Raw genomic sequence first — 17905 nt, forward strand, 5'->3', positions numbered from 1 at the left:
AAGGAGAATGTGGGATTCGAACCCACGCGCGATTTGACTCACCTAACGGTTTTCTAGACCGTCCCCTTCAGCCGGACTTGGGTAATTCTCCATTGCAAAATTTATTATACACAATTAGTTTTAAATTTTACAATTAAAATAAAAAAATACCTGCCATTAGACAGGTATTTTTTCTATTTGTAAATTGGATCTGGTTCATGTGTTATTCTACTTCGAATGTCTCGCCTAAAGATTTCAATTACCCATGCCCACACGATGTGACCTAGTGCTTCTGAGAAATGTTCTTGGAATGGTTGATTCCAGATAGCTGGAACTGTTCCAAATAATGGCATTATGATTAAGTGGAATGCTATCCAAATAACTAATCCATAGACAGTACCTTGTCCCCAAGTAATTTTCGGAAATTTCTCGGCAAGAATACAATATAGTAATGCAAAAGTTATTGAAAATCCAAAATGCATTATAAAACTTACCCATGGCATTTGTTGTCCTGAATAAGTATACGTTAGATGTGTAAAGTGTGATGGAAATCCAATTTGTTGTAGTAATTCTTGTGGTGGATTTGTTAAATTTCTAGCAATTGTACGTGGTGGCAATAATACTTCCCAACCAAGTTTAACAATTCCTGAAATGATACCACCTAGAATACCTGCCGTAAAAACAGCGTACCATTTTCTGTTCATAATAAACTCCCTATGTTAATAAATACAAAGATTATTTTACTATAATAGTGAAATAATTATCAATAGAAAATAAAAAAGACATCCCATGTAAGGGATGTCTTTTACTACGATTAAAACATTGAATTACCATTCTTTGAACTTTCTGGAATCGTTTGAAGTACATCGAAATGTTCGACAATTTTACCATCTTCATCCAATCTAAAAATATCCATTCCTGCCCAATTGGCATCTCCTGGCCAAATTTGTTCACAATGAAGAACTACATAGTTATCTTCAGCAATAACTTTATGAATTATAACTTTCTTGTCAGGATACTCTTTTGCCATTCTTTCAAAGTATTTAATGAATTCTTCCTTGCCATCTCCCACTTCTGGATTATGTTGTATATATGTATCTCCAACATATAAATCTACAGCTTCACGAGGTTTAGAATCATTGAACATCATTTTATAAAAATTTTGAACATTTTCTTTATTTTTCTCTAGATTTGACATAATTTACCATCCAATTATTAGTAATAACAATAAGAATCATACATTAGTGCTTTTTAAAAAACTATCAATAAGTTTATAACAAATAAAAAAGCTTCCATTAAGGAAGCTTTTTACTATTTAATATCATCTATATTCATATCTAACGCTTTAGCAACTCTTGTTCCATAGTCAGGATCAGCGTCATAGAATTGTTTGATTTCTAATTTTTTAATTTCATCTGATTCTACTTGTCCTAGATTCATTTGAATTGTTTCAATCAAACGATCTTTTTCTTCATCACTGAACAATCTGTATAAATCTCCAGCTTGCGTACTGTAATCAACATTATGGCTATAGTCTTGACTTCCAGCTTCACCTGAAACTTCAAATGAATGTATATTTGCTTCTGGAACTTCTTTTGGACCATCAAAACCGTTTGGTTCATAGTTATCCTCAGACCCTTGATTATCAGATTTCATATAACCATCTCGTTCATAGTTATGAACCGGAACAACAGGTTTATTTGATGGTAAATCTTCAAAATTAACACCCAAACGGTATCTTTGAGTATCTTTATATGAGAATAATCTACCTTGGAGTAATTTATCTGGTGATGGTTCAATTCCAGGAACCATATTTGCTGGAGAAAAGGCAGCTTCTTCGATATCTACAAAGTTATTAGTAGGATTTTCATCCAAAACAAACTTACCTACTTTTTGAAGAGGATAGTCTTTATGTGAAACTACCTTTGTTATATCAAAAATATCCCATTTATATTTTAATCCTTCTTCATAAGGGATAATTTGAACATAGACGCTCCATGAAGGGAAATCGCCATTTTCAATTGAATCGTATAATTCGTTTTGAAGATAATCTGAATCTCTACCAGCTAACTCACCAGCAAGTTTATTTGAAATGTTGTGAACACCTTGATCTGAGATAAAGTGGTACTTAACCCAGAATTGTTCCCCTTCTTTATTAACCCATTTGAATGTATGAGATCCGTAACCATTCATTGTTCTATATGATGCCGGTAGACCTCTGTCACCCATTAGATATGTTACTTGATGTACTGATTCTGGAGAATGTGACCAGAAGTCCCATTGTCTCTCTTGTGTTCTTTTATTTGATTTGGGATCACGCTTTTGTGAATGAATAAAGTCTGGAAATTTTAAAGGATCATTTACAAAGAATATTGGAGTATTGTTACCCACAATATCGTAATTACCCTCTTGAGTATAAAATTTAATTGAAAAACCACGAACATCTCTTGGTGTATCAGGATAACCTTTTTCACCAGCTACTTGAGAAAATCTAACCAAAACTGGTGTTTTTTTATCATTGCCATTGAAAACATCTGCTTTAGTGTATTTGCTCATATCATTTTCCAATAAGAAATATCCTTTGGCACCTGCACCTTTAGCATGCACAACTCTTTCTGGAATTCTCTCTCGATCAAAATGAGCAAGTTTTTCTAGTAGGTTGTAATCTTGAATTAAAACTGGTCCTCTAGCTCCTGCAGTTTGTGAATGTTGATTATCCGCCCAAGGTTGTCCTGTTTCTGTGGTTAATTTTTCTGCCATTCTATTTTCCTCCAATATCAAATTAAGTACTATTCCAATATAGTACTCTCAACGCTAACTGCAATTAATAAGCTCATGATTAGTTAGTAATTATCTGATATACTTAAAGAAATATAAAAATATGGATTAATGCTATGTGGTTTCTCTTTTTATTTTTTATTTCTGTTTGTCTAACAACCTTCTCTTTTCTTCATACAAACGGAACTTTAGGTGCAAAAGACATGCGAAATACCTTGATATGGGGAACTTTAATGATTATCTTTACCGTTCTTTCTATATACTTTTTATACAAATGGGAAGTACAAGTTTTACAAATTCAACCGATTAAACTAAAGTAACGCCGTCCAAATACTGACGACTCAAAAAGCTGAATTTGAACAGGAGAATTTCAATGTTAAAATTAGCATCGAAATTTTTGATTTTAGGTTTTCTTTTAAAAATTAGTTTCTACGTTGCAATACTTTTTTGGATTAATCCGATAATTTTAGTGTTCGTACTTCCAATTGTATTTTTAATTTTGCTAGTTGGTTTACTAATATTTGTGTTCAATCGACCTATGTACAATAAAATTATAAATTCATTTAAAGTAATTCATGAAAATATGAAAATTGCTTTTCTAAACTTCTTTAGAAAATTCAAATCAACAAAAAAAGACACTAATCTGGATTAGTATCTTTTTTATTGAATTCACTCTTCAAAATACCCATGAAGTAACTGTCATGATAAGAACCATTACTGAAAAATTGCTCTCTCATCTGACCTTCTACTTGGTATCCAATTTTTTTATATATATGAATTGCTTTTTCATTTGAAACATCAACGTACAGGTAAACTTTATTCAAGTTAAGAGAATTAAATGCATATTCTGTAGCCAATTTCATAGCTAATTGAGCATATCCGTGACCAGAATAAGTTTTATAAATAATTACTTGAATCTCACAGTTGTTGGCTATATTATCTATTTCCACTAGCTCAACAATACCAACCTGCTTGTCATCAGCTTCAACAACAAAGCGTCTTTTTGATTCATCTGATAAATATTTCTGGAATTTGTTCTCTGTTTCCTCAATCGATTCAAAGGGTTCCTCATACCAGTAACCCATAATATCTTTATCATTAAACAACATATTTAAGAACGGTAAATCTCGTTCTTCCAACGGTCGAATTTCCATAAATACCTCTCTTTCAACTATATATATGTTATCACTAATTTTATATAAATTCCTTAAAGTAAACAAAAAGGAGTTAATATCTATCGATATTAGCTCCTTTTTCTAAACATATTCTTGATCTTACCTGTTAGGTTTAATATCATCAAGTACACTGGAATTCCAAACATAACAAGTGAAAATAAGATAACTACTAAAGTGGATATAATATCAAATAACATATGTCTGTCCTCTTTTCATAGTTACATTATGACATAAAATTATTTATTTATAAAACACAATATTCATTATTTATTAGTTAATTTCATATACATTCAATGATACCTGTTTGAAGAAGTCATTAGGTGTAAACCAGATGTCCATCCACTCTGACTGACTTTGTTCAAACTTAGATCTAGTCATGTAGTCTTCTAAAGAGTTATAGTAAAAATTCAAACTTACATAAGTCTTATCATATTCCTCACGCATTGCCATTTCCATTTTTACATGAGTCGGTTCTGAATTAAATTTTTCAGCTCCAGATTGTTGAAATTTTGCCATTAATTTATCTAAATTCTTTGTCTCTACTTCGTATACAAAATCTGCTCTAATCATAATTTTCTCCAATATTTTAGTATATAAATTATATCAATAAGTAACTCTTTATTTTACCCATTCTCTAATTTTATCTAACTGATAATCACTCCATATATCTAATGGATTACTTCCGTCATCATTTTCTCCTTCATACACACGAACTACTGGAAAACTTCTGGCTCCTTCTAATTTGAATTTTTCAAGTTTTTGTATGCCCCAGTCACTTTCTGGATCTACTAAAATCTTTTTCACTGGAATAGAATTTCTTTCAAATTCTTTAGCGGTAAGCATACACTTCATACAATTTTTTGTATGATATATAACAACATGAATCATCTAAACAACCCCCTGCTTTTTATTGTTTTTAAAATAATAATGACTTATAGTATGGAAGATAAGTATACTAAATATAGAACAAAACAGATAGGAAGTCACACATGAGATCATTTGCTGAATACTTAGAACAATCTGCAACACCTAGAAAATATCAAAAGCCTGTTATTGCAACTATTGAGAGACTGAAAAATAGTTCAAGGGCCATGTCACAATTTGAGGAAGCAACTGGAAAAAAACTTTCAGATTTCCCAGACAGTTCAGTTATTGTCTGGAATGAAGACACTTCAACTGAAAAAATTAGCTTTGGTATAGTAAATTTAAACGACGATGGTACAGTAACAACTGCCATGGATCTAGAAGACGCCTATACTCAAGATCTTAGTTTCTTTTCTTACGAGTATAGTACCTTCGAATTACAACTAGATAAGAGTATCTAGTTATTGAATCTTACCGCATAATAAAAAAAGCCATCTCATATGAGATGGCTTTTTTTATACTAAATCTCTATTTCTATACCCTATGTATCCAATGATTATAAGAATCATAGATATTGCTACTACAGTGAAAATCACTGGTAAATATGCGATAAAGATGTGCCAATATATTTCAAAATCTAATTTACCATGTTTTAACACGGAATTTCCTGAAAAATATACTCCTAATAATGACATAAAGAAGCTTAGTATCCCTGTTAAAATGGACCAAAATAAATAACTTATAAACATTCTAAATCGTGTTACTTTTTTGCATAAATATTTTCTAAATATCCTTTTTCTTGATCAGATTTCAGACTATTCATAATTTGTACAGTCGGAATCACAGCTAAACCTATGCAAACAATAACTATTATACTTAGAAAATTTAATAGTATTTGATGATTAGCAGCATCTACAGCTCCTTTTCCAAAAACAGTTTGCATTGTAGGATTAGACTTCAAAATATCACCGATAGTATTAAAAATTGATCCGTACGTTACACCTAAAATTAATAAACCAATGGACCAAAAAACTATGCTTACCCGATGCAATCTCCAAACAAGTGACATAGGTCCAGTTAACACCATTGAAGCTTTAGAACGACCATTTCTAGCTGCAAAAATTCCAGATCCTATATCTCGATACTGATTGAAAAAAACTGCTAAAGCCCAGATTACTACGCAAAGTACTAATAAAGTAAATACAGGTGTCCAATTATTAGCATGAAATGCAGATATTTTTCTATTATTTCTAGTGGATTAAACCAAGTTAACTTAGGATTCTTTAAATCTGTAATTATTCTGGCGATATATATAATTCCAAATACTAAGTAACTTAGAATGTTTGCAGTACGAGTGCTATCAGCTAGCTGAGCCATTAACAATCCTAACATTCCAAAAACCTCCATTGCTAATGACAGCGCTATTAACCAAGCAGCCTCTGTAGTTACACCAGACATTCCACTAAATTGGATACCAAGACCAAATAATATTCCCACCAATAAGTTTAATATTAATATCTCTAATGTCCAAGAAAATATAATTGCCAATTTACCAACTGATTTTGATGAGATTAATTCAGTTAATCCTTTGCTCTCTTCACCAATTGAACCTTGCACTGAAAAATAAATATTCATCACTATCATCATAATTGCCATGAAAATTAGCATTTCTGCGCCAAAAACATCAGCGTTAGTCTTAAAGGGAATATCAAAACTTCCAAACATTGATACCATTGATGTAGATTTCAAAGTGCTCTCTATTGCCAAAATAGAAGACTTTGAACCATAAATATCACTGAATTTAATTGCAATTACAGTCATCATTCCACTAAGTGCAATTATCCATGCCAATAATTTCCAAGCGTCCCGACGAATGGAAAACTTTGTTAAAAATAAGGTTTTATCAAATTTATTATTCATGTTTGACCACCTCTTTTGCATTATAATAACGTAAGAATAGGTCTTCTAATGTAGATGGTGTAAATTGCAACGTTAAAATATCTTTAGATGCTAAATAGTTCATCACTTCATCCAAATGATCAGAATCTACAGTGAATCTCAATTTTTCATCTAATTCAATTAGATCATGCACATATGAGTTACTGCTAATTTCAGATAAGCCTTTTTTGTGCTTACTATAATCTGTGATCTAGTTAAGTGACGCATTTCATCTAGAGTACCAGTTTCGATAATTTTGCCTTCACGGATAATTCCTATTCGATCGCACATTCGCTCCACTTCAGACAAAATATGACTAGATAACAAAATACTTTTTCCTGAATTTTTGAGATCTATTACTTCTTGTTGGAATACCTCTTCCATAATTGGATCTAGTCCTGAAGTTGGTTCATCAAATATATATAGTTCTGCGTCTGTAGAAAGAGCAGCAATCAAAGTAACTTTTTGTCTATTACCTTTTGAATAAGTTCGTGCTTTTTTGGTAACATCTAAATCAAACTTTTTAATCAGTTCATCCGTACGACTTGAGTGTTTGTTATTATTCATCTTTAAAAATAAATCTATAATTTCCCCACCTGTCAAATTAGGCCACAAGTAAACATCTCCAGGTACATATGATAAACGTTTATGTATTTCAACAGTATCTTTCCAAACATCATTACCAAAAATAGTAACATCACCAGAACTCTTTTTTAATATTCCCAGCAATACCCTTATAGTGGTAGACTTTCCAGCTCCGTTCGGTCCAATAAATCCAAATATTTCACCACGATGAACATTAAATGTAATATCCTTCAAAGCAGAAAATTTACCAAAATTTTTCTTTAAGTTTTTTATTTCTAATATTGTTTTATCTTCAGTCATAATAGGTTCCCCCTATATTCTAATTTCAGTGTAAAATCTAGAGGTTTTTAAATCAATTTATATAAAAAAGTAAATTATAATTTCCATTTATTGTCTGTTATAATCAAACAGTTTTCCAAATCTGAAGACTTAAAAAGCTGAAACATATTTTTAGGGGAAATCATGCGTTTACAAAAATTATTAATATTAATTGCTTCAATCGTTGGTATATTATCAACATTTTTAAATTGGTTTAAAGGTCCATTCGGTATAAATATCTCTGGAATTTCTAGTGAAGATAGCTACGTAGCTATTATTCTTTTAATCGTAATAATAGTACTTGTAGCTATTAAAGACAGAGTTTCTATACTAACTGGTAAAATCAAAATAGCAACAGTTGTATTAGGAGTATTAAATTTACTATTAGGTCTTTTTGAAATAATTAATGCTTCTCAAACAACGTATATGGGACAACATATTGTATCTCCAGGTATTGGATTAATTATTTATGTTATAGCTTCAATTGCTATAATTGTCCTACCATTTATCAATCTTTCTCAAAAAATTGGAACAAAAGATTAATCAAATAAAAAAGCTTCTACAATTATGTAGAAGCTTTTTTATTTAAAATATATACTTATAGTTAGTAACAATAGAAAGGAACCAAAAAACAATGAAAAAAATATCAACATCATCAGTGGATAAAATAGGTACAGTAGCAAGTATAATGTCTGTACTTATGTACGTTTCCTATATCCCTCAAATTATGTCTAACTTATCCGGAACAAAGGGAAATCCTATACAACCATTAGTCGCATTTATTAATTGTTCTATTTGGACAGCATATGGTCTACTAAAAGAAGAAAAAGACTGGCCTATTGTTTGGGCAAATATACCAGGTATCTTCTTAGGTCTAGCTACATTTTTAACTGCTATATTTAATTTTTAATTTTATTGACGTCCTCTGAACTTAGATTGATATATTTATCACAATATCTGAAATAATTTTATTCATTTTATATATAATAATTTATATTATAATGAACATAATTAATATCGTATGATATGTATAATTAATTTATTAACTAATAGGAGGACAACATTATGACAATATTAAACATAATTGCTTTAGCACTTGTAATTATTGGTGGTCTTAACTGGCTACTTGTAGGTGCATTTAAATGGGATTTAGTTGCCGCTATCTTCGGGGGTAGAGAAACAGTTCTAGCAAGAACTGTATATATTATCGTAGGTATTGCCGCTCTATACTCAATTACATTCTTTAGTCTATTTTAAAATAAACCAAAAAAGACCTTACAAATTGTAAGGTCTTTTTTATTTTTAAATATCTTTTGTCAAATAATTGTTCATATTTAACTTAATAAAATTTTCGCTATCAATAGTATCTCTATGTGAAACTATTATTATCATAGAATTAGGATATTTTTCTATTATTTTTTCTAACATATTTCTTTCCAAATCAGCATTCATAGAACTTAAAGCTTCGTCTAACAAAATCACTTGATAATCAACATCTGATACTAATAATCTTGAAATTTCAATTAATTGACGTTCTCCACCAGACAATGTATCTTTTGATATTACATTATCTAGTCTGTCTATCGTTTTACTATTAAATGGCAATGATTTTACAAATTCTTCTTCTTTATCACTAATATTTTTTTTGAAATATATATTACTTATCAGAGTAGTATCAAATATAGAAGGATTTTCGCTAGAATACCAAACAGATAAATTTAAATATCCATTACTATTTCTCAAACTTTTATTATTTTGATCAACAATAATTTTTACATTAGTCTTAAATGCAGGATCAAATGCATACTTCAATAATGTCGATTTACCTGACCCAACATCCCCCGTTAACAAATAATTTTGATTTTTCTTTAATTGAATATCTCTATTTAATCTTATTTTATTAGATAAATATACAGAAGATTTCAACGTCAAATTATCTATCTTATTTTTTCTGTCGTTGTTAGTAAATTTAATTGAATTGGTTAATTTAAAAAATCTGCCCACTGGAACAGAAACTTCACCAAGTCCCACTACCATATAAGCCAAAACTGACAAGGCAGGAACAAGCCACAAGTACATTTGATATATTGCAATTAAATTTCCTAACGGTATACTATTGGAACTTAAACCTATTAAAAAAATAAATAATATTGATAAATTAGATAATACAGTATTTAAAATAGATATTAGTGCCTCTGAAAATGATATTTTTCTCTGTATACTACCAACTTTGTTATTTTTTATTATGATATCTTCTTGTTGCTTCTTTTTGATACCAGAACTTATCTTTTGATTTTTTAGAGAATCATACAGTTCTTTACTACTACTTAATAATCTAGTAGACGATAAAGTATAACTATTATTCAACCTCTTAAATCTGCCATAAAGAAAATACATTGAAGAGTACTGAATTAGCATAATAATTATTAATACTAACCCAATAATTACGTTGAAATAAATTATTAATACTATTCCTAAGGATATTGTTGTTATCAACCAAAGCAAACTTCCAAGATTTCTGTATATATAATTTGATATTTCGTCATTTTCAAATGTTAATATATGTAATTTTTCATTATCTGTAAATTCCTTATTTTCTATTGAATCTAGATAGTTATCGACAAAATTTGTTCTTTTTCTAGATATATTTTCCAAAACAAAAGTTGATAATTTCAAATCTACGTCTATTAATTTATTTGTAATAATTGGAATTAAAATCAAAAAGACAACCAGTAATATTAATTCATGTACCTTTTTTTGAGGTAATAGAGTATCTATTATTACCTTAGATATTAGTGGAGAAAGTAATAGCAACAGTGATCTTAAAGTTGTTATAACAGCAATCAGGCAAACTTTTTTGAAATTTCCAGATAAAAAGTTACTTATCAATACCAATCCCCTCCATTTCCATATAAGACGCTTCTTTAATATCTAATTTTCTGTGAGTGATTTCTATTATAATTTTGTTTTCTCTATATCTATCTAATAAACTATGTATTTGATTTAATGCATTTTTATCTATATTTCCAGATATCTCATCAATTAAAATAACTGATTTATTGATATTAAAATTCCTTAGAAAATTTAATATCTCTCCCTGTCCAGTTGATAAATCACTTCTGTTGGAAATAATTTCGTTAACATCAGGCAACAAATTCAACAATTTCTTTTGATATACATCATATGAACTCAAATGAATCCCATCTATTTCTAGATTTTCCTTGATAGTTCCTTCAAATATGTATATTTCTTGAGGGATATATGAAATATCATCGTTCCAATTAAAACCCTGATTTAATTTATTATTATTTATTTCAATTTTGTATAATCCCTGCTCTAAGCCAAATAATTCATTTAAAAATGTTGTTTTACCCACTCCTGATCTTCCTGATATAACAACAAAATCTCCCTTACTAAATAAGTATTCTATGTTACTTTTTGTGTTTTTTACTTTAATCTTATTAATAACTTTTTGAGATAACATTTTGTTTCCCCAAACATCTTTAGTTGGAATCTGCAAAAATTTATTCTGATTTTTATAGGCCACTTTGAACTCTGGAAGAGAAGTCAATAAATTCATAATAGATCTAAAAGGAGCATTTAAAATTACTACGTAGGTAAGAAGTGTAACTAGCTGCCCCATATTAATTTGTTGATTAAAATATTGCCATCCAACAATTAATAATATGAGTGCTGGTCCAATTGAATCTAAAGTTCTCGGAAGTATTTTAGATTTGTTTTTTGATATTTCATTTTTCTTAAGATATTCAACCGAATTATTAGATTCATTATTTAAAATATCTAAAATATATTTTGATTTATTTTGTCTAAAAATTGTTTTTTTGTAATATATTGCGTCTGATAAAACGGAAATAATATTTACTCTTGCACTTCTTAATTTCTCAGAATACATTGATTGATATTTTAAAAGATTTTTCATGGGTAATAAATAAAGTATGTATAAAGCTATTAAAACTATATATGACAGAGTGGAAATTTTAATAAATTGAATACTTGCAATAATAAAACTAAAAAATTGTACGAATATTTGTGGAAAATCACTAAGTGTAAATTCTTGAATAGTGTTTAAATCTTGGTTGGTAATCTGAATAAATTCGTTTTTATTTATTTTTCTCGAATCTGAGAAAGAAAGACTGAACCATTTTTTAAACAAAATTTTCCGTCTATTATTAATGTATTCAGTGACAAAAATTTTACCTAAATAAATTCCGATAGAAGAAAAAAGTAACCCTAATATGATAGTGAATATAAAGGATTTAAAACTTAAAAAACTTAAATTACCAATTTTTATATATAATTCTGTTAATTCTCCTATTTTTAAGGGTATTCTAGTTAAAAAAATAGCACCCAATATACTAAAAATAGAATATAGTAAGAATTTAAAATAATTTTTAAAGATACCCCGATTTGCCATAAGTTAAATTCCCCCTTTAACCTAGGATTTCAATTATATTAACAATAAATATATAAAGCCGCTTTTCTTTCAAGATCATAAACAAAAAGGTAAAATCAAGTTGTGATTAACCCACAAAGGAGTGATAATTATGAATTATATTCCTGAAGATAAATTGGCAGTTTCACTTGGTCAAAGAATAGCATCTGAACGTAAATTAAACAATCTTTCTCAAAAGCAGTTGGCTGAAGATATATGCTCACAATCTATGATTAGTAGTATTGAAAAAGGAATTTATGTCCCAAATGCAATACTATTGTCTCGTCTTTGTATGAGATTAAATATCTCAATGGATAATGCTGTCCTAAGTTCCTATTTAGAAATTGAAGACATGGAAGGATTTAATGAAAAAATCAAATCTCTTTGTAATAATCACGACTATTCTGGTATGTTGAAATACTTGGATGATTCCAAAATAATAGATCAACTATATAAAAACCAGGATTTCCAAACATATTACTATTATTACGCAGTGGCAACTTATCAATATTTAAATGATCGACGTGAAAGTCTTAGATTGCTAAATTTAGCCTATCAATACACTTATTCAAAAGGACAGAAAAGTTTTATTCCAAATGAAATACTAATACTTTCAGTAATTGCATATATAAAAGTCCAATCAAATGATGTAACAAGCGGATTTAAAGATTTTGAAACTGTTCTTAAAATTATTGAAGATAATAGATTTTCCAGCTACAACGAAAATATCAATATCCTTTATTATCTATACGGTGTTTGTTTACATGAAACAAAACAATATAGAAAATCAATAAAAATTCTTAACGATGGAATTAATTGGACAACCCTTCACTCATCATATTACATGCTCTCAGATCTCTTTTTAGCACTATCAAAATCATATGATAGTCTGAATAACAAATCGGAAGCACATAAAGCTGTCTTAAAAAGTGAAACAATTGAAGATGTATTTAAACAATATGCATATAAAAAAGACTGACATTAATATTTAATTAGTGTCAGTCTTTTTAAAATTTCAATAGAATTCTACCTTTTGAATGTTTCTCTTTTGATTCTATTTGAGCTTTTTTTATATCTTTAAAATCATATTCATTTTGAATATAGGCTTTGATTTTCCCAATACTCAATAAATTTAATAATTCTTTATATCCATTTAATGAAATGGGCCCATTAATAAATCTAAATGATTGTTTTTCAGTGATTCCCGAATACTTCATTAAAGATAACGAAACAATTTCTAATTCTTCATAGTAGTTAGTTATTTCATTAAGAAGTTCAATGTTTCCAACTGTATCGATCACTTTATTGGGTTTTATTTGTTTCTTAAGCTGGGAAACAATATTAGACTCATAATTTATTATTTGATCTGCACCTACATTTTTTACAAATTCCATATTTTCTGAGGAAGACATTGCTATGACATTTGAACCTCTTAGTTTTAATAATTGAATAACATAAGTTCCTACTCCACCAGAAGCCCCCGTGACTAATACATTATCTTTTTCACTTGCATTAATTGAGTCAACAGCTTTTAGTGCAGCGTCTCCTCCACCAATTATAGTTGTTGCATCACTAAGGATCACTTGATTAGGTACAGTAAATAAAAGTGGTGGAAATTCAGAATTTATCAACTCTTTAGTAGAGCCATTCATACTCATTCCAATAACTTTTTTTCCAATTAATTTTTTATCTCTCAATTTACCCACTTTACTAACTATTCCGCCAAATCCATAACCTACCACAATGGGTAATTGTACATTTCTAATTCCCTTCAACTGACCATATTCGGTCATTAAATCATATGGCAAAACTGGTACAAATTTATTTTCTACTATTACTGAATAGGGTTTGATCTTATTTTCTTCTAAATCAACAATATCTAAACTGGAAATACCACTATAATTCTTTTGAATGACAGCTTTCATATTACTTGCCTAAAATTGGCTTTCGACATTTTCAGATTCAGAAACTGCTTTTAAAACCTCTAATACTTGTTTAAAAGCAGATTTTGTTATTGGCTTCAAAATAGATAATGGCAACTTAATAGACGAACTATTTGTTAAGATCAAATCCTCTCTGAGATTTACCTTACCCTCATTATCAGTCAAAGTAAAAATAACTTTATACTCGAGTTTTCCCATAGTTGAAATATATATTATTCTGTTATTTTCTTTTCTTACTTGTATGTGTTCAACCGGATTGACAGCTGCTGTTTTTCGAATAATAACAAAACCATCACTATCTTTTTTAACAGTATCTATATCATGATCCCATTTCGTTATATTTTCTAAATTCAACAGAATTCCTGATAATCTCTCTACACTAGAATTAATATCAATTTCGTTTTCAAAAAATACACTATCATCTTTAACATTTTCCATGACTCTTACCTCTTTTATATTTATTTAACAGCTTAAATATAGAGGCTATTTGTGTAGAAATAAAATAAGAGTTCTGATATTTTTGGAAGTAGTTGAAGTAACCCTATAACTTCAGTAATCAGAATTTATCTTTAATCTTCACTCAATTTATATTTTATTTTTATTTTTCTAATATCAACCTTTTTTAAAGGAGTTGTGCGCATTGATTTGGGATTTTCTTCTTTAATTATATTTTTTGATCCATCTTTAAAATCATGAAACACAAAATTCCCAGATCTTGGATATGCCATACCTTCTATTTCTTTATCGTCTGAAATAGAGTACTCCCATAAATAATCATCACTATTTTTATGATTTTCATCATTAACGTAGAATGAATAAGAATAACCCGAAAGAACATTGTTAGATGTGATGTAAGTAAATGTAATACTATTAACACCTTTGTAATTTTTTACTAAATCTTCAAGGATGATATTTTCTACATCTATGTCTAATAAATGCACAATTTACTCCTTAAACAATAAAATCTAAATTTACCACTATATTCATACGCACTAGACCATACTATAAAAATAAATAATAAACGCAAAATGACCTCCACCAAATATGGTAGAGGTCATTTTCAAATTTATTGGGAATATCATTTTAATCAAGAATTTTTTACAGTTAAATACAAAACTATATAAAGTTTTTAAAAATTATTATCACTAATCTTTTTTATTAATTTTTTCTGCAACTTTATCAACAATATCGTCGGCTTTTTCTTTTGCTTTACCAACTTTGTCTTGAACTTTACCTTTCAATTCTCTTTTATCGTCACCAGTTACTTTTCCTACAGCTTGATCTGTTTTACCTTTAATAATATCTTTTTTGCTTTCTAAACTCATAATAAAACTCCTCTCATGTTAATAACTAAAGGCTAACATCAGCAGAAAGTAATATCAATTTATTAGCTTATTTATTTTTATCTAAAAAATAAGACTACCTAGAGTTTAGGTAGTCTTCACACATTAATGTAATTTTTCTTGTAATTTATCGCCAGCCTCATCAATACCTTTTGCTGCCAATATTGTTCCACCAATAAGAACGCCACCAACTACCAGAGTACTAACTGCCAAAACCTTAAATGTTGTTTTTAATATATCCATATTTGTTTCCTCCTATGACATTTTTCTTACAACAAACGAAACAATCAATACTAGGATTATAGCACCAATTAATGATGGTATAATTGCCATTCCGGCTAATTGAGGACCCCAAGATCCTAATAGACCCTCACCAATTGAAGAACCTATAATACCAGCTAGAATATTACTAATCCATCCCATAGATTTGCCATTATTTGTAATTGCTCCTGCAAGAGCACCTATAATCGCTCCAATAATTAAAACCCATAACCAATGCATAATTGATTCCTCCTTATGTGATTAGAATAATTATATTATATAATATTCAGAATAATTTTAAAATTTTAACCTACATGTCAATCCTATATTATGATTGCAACGTATAATATTCACAACTAATGAATAATTCAATTGTTATAGTCAGACATTTAAATTGTCTATCTGATAATCAAAGTACTCCATGACATTTTCAAAATATGTTACATATTAAACCGATAAATAATATTTCTATTAAATTACAGTTATATTAAAGTTCTTTTTATATACTACATTTTTTAAATTTTATGATAATATTTAGATATATTAATTAAGGAGGGAAATTCACATGATTACATTATTCAACTTAACTAATCTTGCATTTTGGACATCACCAACTGTTCAAGGAACTATCGGCAACACAGCAAATTATATTACAAGTGGTCTTAAATAATAAAAAAGCCTCCTAATTAGGAGGCTTTTTTATTGCAAAAACACATCTTTATTTTCATGTTTTTTGATTTTTAATAAAAAACTTTTAAAATAAACAATCAATAAACAAACAATATAATACTTAATTTTGAAAAATAAAAAGCTTCTACTAAGTTTAATTAGTAGAGGCTCTTTTATTAGATATACATAATTAGATATTGTTCACTGCTGTAGCTGAAGATTCTTCCATTTTAGTATTATCTAATTCTTTATTTTGTGATGAATCTGTTTTAGATTCTGAAACACTATCTGATGATGTGCTATTTTGATCTGCAGATTCATTTTGTACATCTGAGTTGTTTTCCTTTGGAGATTCAGCATTAATGCTATTGCTATCTAGTGAAGTATCTCCATTTTCAGGTTGTTCTGAATTATCACCCAAAATTGTAACATCATCTTTATGTACATAATTTCCATCGCCATATGGCAATAGTTCAAGACCATCTTTGGTTACTATACTACTGTTGTTAACAGTATGTATTTCTTCTGAAGGTGTTGCCAGTACTCCTACTGAACGAGCATCTTTATCCAAAAGTGATATTGTTTTTTCAACTTTAAATTTAGTATACACAGGTTCAACGTCAGAAGCTCTAACTGATAAGTCACCTGCATTATGTCCCTCATTATTTTCTTGTGAATTTAAAGTAGATGCTAAAGCACCAATAACGGCACCTGGAATAATACCACTAGGTGCAGCGTTAAGTCCCGATATTCCCCCTCCTATCGGAGCACCTAAAGCAATTCCCACAGTAGCGCCAGGAAGAGCTACTGATAGAGTTCCTAAGGAGCTAATAGCAGCAACCGTTGGTACAGAAACCAAGGCGCCACCTAGTCCAGCTCCAATAAGAGCATTTAATGGATGTAATAAAGGAACTGGAGTTAAAAATCCTAAAACTCCCCCTGCTAGAGTTGTAGGAATTCCTAAGAATAAACCAACAGGTAATCCTATAGCAACTCCCAAACCTCCTGCTGCTAAAGTTGCAGGAGCATTTGCAATAAGTGCTGCGGAACTTCCTAATATAGCGCCATTATACAGTCCCGATGGTACACCTAGTGCTCCTGCTATGGCAGCCCCTCCTGCTGCCCCAGTTAAAGTACTAGGAATAATATTGGAGTAACCCTCATTACTACTTTTATTAGAATCAAATTGGAAATATGTGTCTCCGTTAGGAACAATATAGACAATATTACTATCATCTACAGTATTCACTGTCGCCATATCAGTTGTATCAGCTTTAACAAGAGAAGTTGATAAATTTGCAAATATAGCAATAGTAATTAAAAAGATTAGCGCAAAATTTTTGCTTTTCACTAGTTAAATTCTCCTTTCAAAGATCACTCCAGCGAAAGCCTAACATACATTAAATTGGAACACAATTTAATATTAATTAAATGTTATAAAGTTAATAATATTTATATTTAAGAATCAAATTGGTGAAAAAAGTTTTAAATAAAGTACGACTAATGCTTTGCTTAGTGTTGTATTTTTGAAAAGACTACCTAGCCTCTAGAAAAATATTAAATCCATATATTCGTTTGCTGATTTGTTTTAATTTAAAG

General features: G+C 29.2%; 23 protein-coding genes, 1 tRNA gene and 1 pseudogene. 6 read left to right on the plus strand and 19 right to left on the minus strand.

Annotated features, from left to right (window positions below):
• Position 1 precedes the first annotated feature (1 nt).
• The 4 genes from EKN01_RS04295 to EKN01_RS04310 all read right to left on the minus strand — a co-directional run bounded on the left by EKN01_RS04295 (position 2) and on the right by EKN01_RS04310 (position 2739).
• Positions 2-91: transfer RNA gene (locus tag EKN01_RS04295), tRNA-Ser, on the minus strand.
• A gap of 82 nt (positions 92-173) precedes the next feature.
• A complete protein-coding gene (locus EKN01_RS04300) occupies positions 174-683 on the minus strand; it encodes a YagU family protein (protein WP_129045127.1) in 510 nt (169 codons plus the stop codon).
• A 110-nt stretch (positions 684-793) separates the two neighbouring features.
• Positions 794-1177 (minus strand): nuclear transport factor 2 family protein, encoded by a 384-nt coding sequence (locus EKN01_RS04305; protein ID WP_129045128.1) that lies wholly within the window; start codon positions 1175-1177, stop codon positions 794-796.
• A 113-nt stretch (positions 1178-1290) separates the two neighbouring features.
• The gene (locus EKN01_RS04310; RefSeq protein WP_129045129.1) at positions 1291-2739 is read right to left on the minus strand and encodes a catalase; all 1449 of its coding nucleotides are present in this window, start codon (positions 2737-2739) and stop codon (positions 1291-1293) included.
• Positions 2740-3130: 391 nt separating this feature from the next.
• On the opposite strand from EKN01_RS04310, the gene EKN01_RS04315 reads away from it, so the two are divergent.
• Positions 3131-3409 (plus strand): hypothetical protein, encoded by a 279-nt coding sequence (locus EKN01_RS04315; protein WP_129045130.1) that lies wholly within the window; start codon positions 3131-3133, stop codon positions 3407-3409.
• Here the strand turns inward: EKN01_RS04315 and EKN01_RS04320 are convergent.
• The 3 genes from EKN01_RS04320 to EKN01_RS04330 all read right to left on the minus strand — a co-directional run bounded on the left by EKN01_RS04320 (position 3396) and on the right by EKN01_RS04330 (position 4820).
• Complete coding sequence (locus tag EKN01_RS04320; RefSeq protein WP_099974936.1) at positions 3396-3911, minus strand: GNAT family N-acetyltransferase; 516 nt, start codon at positions 3909-3911, stop codon at positions 3396-3398. The two genes, EKN01_RS04315 and EKN01_RS04320, sit on opposite strands and share 14 nt — an antisense overlap.
• A 291-nt stretch (positions 3912-4202) precedes the next feature.
• Positions 4203-4502 carry a hypothetical protein gene (locus EKN01_RS04325; protein WP_129045131.1) on the minus strand — a complete coding sequence of 100 codons (300 nt, stop codon included), beginning with the start codon at positions 4500-4502 and terminating at the stop codon, positions 4203-4205.
• Between the two features lie 48 nt (positions 4503-4550).
• Positions 4551-4820, minus strand: coding sequence for a thioredoxin domain-containing protein (locus EKN01_RS04330; RefSeq protein WP_129045132.1), 270 nt, complete (start codon positions 4818-4820; stop codon positions 4551-4553).
• Between the two features lie 101 nt (positions 4821-4921).
• Here EKN01_RS04330 and EKN01_RS04335 point away from each other — a divergent pair, with 101 nt between their 5' ends.
• Positions 4922-5257, plus strand: a complete 336-nt coding sequence (locus EKN01_RS04335; RefSeq protein ID WP_129045133.1) for a hypothetical protein — start codon at positions 4922-4924, stop codon at positions 5255-5257.
• 299 nt (positions 5258-5556) lie between these two features.
• Here EKN01_RS04335 and EKN01_RS04340 read toward each other — a convergent pair whose 3' ends face one another.
• The 3 genes and pseudogenes from EKN01_RS04340 to EKN01_RS04350 all read right to left on the minus strand — a co-directional run bounded on the left by EKN01_RS04340 (position 5557) and on the right by EKN01_RS04350 (position 7619).
• Complete coding sequence (locus EKN01_RS04340; protein WP_129045134.1) at positions 5557-5865, minus strand: hypothetical protein; 309 nt, start codon at positions 5863-5865, stop codon at positions 5557-5559.
• A 119-nt stretch (positions 5866-5984) separates the two neighbouring features.
• Positions 5985-6716, minus strand: coding sequence for a hypothetical protein (locus EKN01_RS04345; RefSeq protein WP_129045135.1), 732 nt, complete (start codon positions 6714-6716; stop codon positions 5985-5987).
• Positions 6709-7619, minus strand: a pseudogene (locus EKN01_RS04350) (ABC transporter ATP-binding protein). Before EKN01_RS04350 ends, EKN01_RS04345 begins: the two are co-directional and overlap by 8 nt.
• Before the next feature lie 162 nt (positions 7620-7781).
• On the opposite strand from EKN01_RS04350, the gene EKN01_RS04355 reads away from it, so the two are divergent.
• The 3 genes from EKN01_RS04355 to EKN01_RS04365 all read left to right on the plus strand — a co-directional run bounded on the left by EKN01_RS04355 (position 7782) and on the right by EKN01_RS04365 (position 8894).
• Entirely contained in the window at positions 7782-8180 is a 399-nt protein-coding gene (locus EKN01_RS04355) for a hypothetical protein (RefSeq protein ID WP_129045136.1), read from the plus strand.
• Positions 8181-8271: 91 nt separating this feature from the next.
• Entirely contained in the window at positions 8272-8547 is a 276-nt protein-coding gene (locus tag EKN01_RS04360; RefSeq protein ID WP_099974943.1) for a SemiSWEET family transporter, read from the plus strand.
• A 155-nt stretch (positions 8548-8702) separates the two neighbouring features.
• Positions 8703-8894: a DUF378 domain-containing protein gene (locus EKN01_RS04365; protein ID WP_099974944.1), complete on the plus strand. Its 192-nt coding sequence runs from the start codon at positions 8703-8705 to the stop codon at positions 8892-8894.
• 45 nt (positions 8895-8939) lie between these two features.
• Here EKN01_RS04365 and EKN01_RS04370 read toward each other — a convergent pair whose 3' ends face one another.
• Both EKN01_RS04370 and EKN01_RS04375 read right to left on the minus strand, forming a co-directional pair.
• The gene (locus EKN01_RS04370) at positions 8940-10526 is read right to left on the minus strand and encodes an ATP-binding cassette domain-containing protein (RefSeq protein ID WP_129045137.1); all 1587 of its coding nucleotides are present in this window, start codon (positions 10524-10526) and stop codon (positions 8940-8942) included.
• The gene (locus tag EKN01_RS04375; protein WP_129045138.1) at positions 10516-12072 is read right to left on the minus strand and encodes an ATP-binding cassette domain-containing protein; all 1557 of its coding nucleotides are present in this window, start codon (positions 12070-12072) and stop codon (positions 10516-10518) included. Before EKN01_RS04375 ends, EKN01_RS04370 begins: the two co-directional genes overlap by 11 nt.
• A 130-nt stretch (positions 12073-12202) precedes the next feature.
• On the opposite strand from EKN01_RS04375, the gene EKN01_RS04380 reads away from it, so the two are divergent.
• Positions 12203-13069: a helix-turn-helix domain-containing protein gene (locus EKN01_RS04380; RefSeq protein ID WP_129045139.1), complete on the plus strand. Its 867-nt coding sequence runs from the start codon at positions 12203-12205 to the stop codon at positions 13067-13069.
• A gap of 28 nt (positions 13070-13097) precedes the next feature.
• Here EKN01_RS04380 and EKN01_RS04385 read toward each other — a convergent pair whose 3' ends face one another.
• The 7 genes from EKN01_RS04385 to EKN01_RS04410 form a co-directional block, all read right to left on the minus strand.
• Positions 13098-14015, minus strand: coding sequence for a zinc-binding dehydrogenase (locus tag EKN01_RS04385; RefSeq protein ID WP_129045140.1), 918 nt, complete (start codon positions 14013-14015; stop codon positions 13098-13100).
• Positions 14016-14024: 9 nt separating this feature from the next.
• Positions 14025-14471: an SRPBCC family protein gene (locus EKN01_RS04390; RefSeq protein WP_129045141.1), complete on the minus strand. Its 447-nt coding sequence runs from the start codon at positions 14469-14471 to the stop codon at positions 14025-14027.
• Between the two features lie 131 nt (positions 14472-14602).
• Positions 14603-14974 carry a hypothetical protein gene (locus EKN01_RS04395; protein WP_129045142.1) on the minus strand — a complete coding sequence of 124 codons (372 nt, stop codon included), beginning with the start codon at positions 14972-14974 and terminating at the stop codon, positions 14603-14605.
• Positions 14975-15178: 204 nt separating this feature from the next.
• A complete protein-coding gene (locus tag EKN01_RS04400) occupies positions 15179-15358 on the minus strand; it encodes a CsbD family protein (RefSeq protein WP_129045143.1) in 180 nt (59 codons plus the stop codon).
• Between the two features lie 123 nt (positions 15359-15481).
• The gene (locus EKN01_RS07825; protein WP_099974950.1) at positions 15482-15619 is read right to left on the minus strand and encodes a hypothetical protein; all 138 of its coding nucleotides are present in this window, start codon (positions 15617-15619) and stop codon (positions 15482-15484) included.
• 12 nt (positions 15620-15631) lie between these two features.
• Positions 15632-15877 carry a GlsB/YeaQ/YmgE family stress response membrane protein gene (locus EKN01_RS04405; RefSeq protein ID WP_099974951.1) on the minus strand — a complete coding sequence of 82 codons (246 nt, stop codon included), beginning with the start codon at positions 15875-15877 and terminating at the stop codon, positions 15632-15634.
• 619 nt (positions 15878-16496) lie between these two features.
• Positions 16497-17657 carry an MFS transporter gene (locus EKN01_RS04410; RefSeq protein ID WP_129045144.1) on the minus strand — a complete coding sequence of 387 codons (1161 nt, stop codon included), beginning with the start codon at positions 17655-17657 and terminating at the stop codon, positions 16497-16499.
• Positions 17658-17905: the final 248 nt, after the last annotated feature.

Origin of the sequence: Companilactobacillus metriopterae (assembly GCF_004117915.1) — a bacterium.
Classification (GTDB): Bacteria; Bacillota; Bacilli; order Lactobacillales; family Lactobacillaceae; genus Companilactobacillus; species Companilactobacillus metriopterae.

Coding starts and splice junctions, on each gene's coding strand:
- EKN01_RS04300 (WP_129045127.1), bottom strand. CDS start 683: ATGAACAGAAAATGGTACGCTGTTTTTACGGCAGGTATTCTAGGTGGT.
- EKN01_RS04305 (WP_129045128.1), bottom strand. CDS start 1,177: ATGTCAAATCTAGAGAAAAATAAAGAAAATGTTCAAAATTTTTATAAA.
- EKN01_RS04310 (WP_129045129.1), bottom strand. CDS start 2,739: ATGGCAGAAAAATTAACCACAGAAACAGGACAACCTTGGGCGGATAAT.
- EKN01_RS04315 (WP_129045130.1), top strand. CDS start 3,131: ATGTTAAAATTAGCATCGAAATTTTTGATTTTAGGTTTTCTTTTAAAA.
- EKN01_RS04320 (WP_099974936.1), bottom strand. CDS start 3,911: ATGGAAATTCGACCGTTGGAAGAACGAGATTTACCGTTCTTAAATATG.
- EKN01_RS04325 (WP_129045131.1), bottom strand. CDS start 4,502: ATGATTAGAGCAGATTTTGTATACGAAGTAGAGACAAAGAATTTAGAT.
- EKN01_RS04330 (WP_129045132.1), bottom strand. CDS start 4,820: ATGATTCATGTTGTTATATATCATACAAAAAATTGTATGAAGTGTATG.
- EKN01_RS04335 (WP_129045133.1), top strand. CDS start 4,922: ATGAGATCATTTGCTGAATACTTAGAACAATCTGCAACACCTAGAAAA.
- EKN01_RS04340 (WP_129045134.1), bottom strand. CDS start 5,865: ATGTCACTTGTTTGGAGATTGCATCGGGTAAGCATAGTTTTTTGGTCC.
- EKN01_RS04345 (WP_129045135.1), bottom strand. CDS start 6,716: ATGAATAATAAATTTGATAAAACCTTATTTTTAACAAAGTTTTCCATT.
- EKN01_RS04355 (WP_129045136.1), top strand. CDS start 7,782: ATGCGTTTACAAAAATTATTAATATTAATTGCTTCAATCGTTGGTATA.
- EKN01_RS04360 (WP_099974943.1), top strand. CDS start 8,272: ATGAAAAAAATATCAACATCATCAGTGGATAAAATAGGTACAGTAGCA.
- EKN01_RS04365 (WP_099974944.1), top strand. CDS start 8,703: ATGACAATATTAAACATAATTGCTTTAGCACTTGTAATTATTGGTGGT.
- EKN01_RS04375 (WP_129045138.1), bottom strand. CDS start 12,072: ATGGCAAATCGGGGTATCTTTAAAAATTATTTTAAATTCTTACTATAT.
- EKN01_RS04380 (WP_129045139.1), top strand. CDS start 12,203: ATGAATTATATTCCTGAAGATAAATTGGCAGTTTCACTTGGTCAAAGA.
- EKN01_RS04385 (WP_129045140.1), bottom strand. CDS start 14,015: ATGAAAGCTGTCATTCAAAAGAATTATAGTGGTATTTCCAGTTTAGAT.
- EKN01_RS04390 (WP_129045141.1), bottom strand. CDS start 14,471: ATGGAAAATGTTAAAGATGATAGTGTATTTTTTGAAAACGAAATTGAT.
- EKN01_RS04400 (WP_129045143.1), bottom strand. CDS start 15,358: ATGAGTTTAGAAAGCAAAAAAGATATTATTAAAGGTAAAACAGATCAA.
- EKN01_RS07825 (WP_099974950.1), bottom strand. CDS start 15,619: ATGGATATATTAAAAACAACATTTAAGGTTTTGGCAGTTAGTACTCTG.
- EKN01_RS04405 (WP_099974951.1), bottom strand. CDS start 15,877: ATGCATTGGTTATGGGTTTTAATTATTGGAGCGATTATAGGTGCTCTT.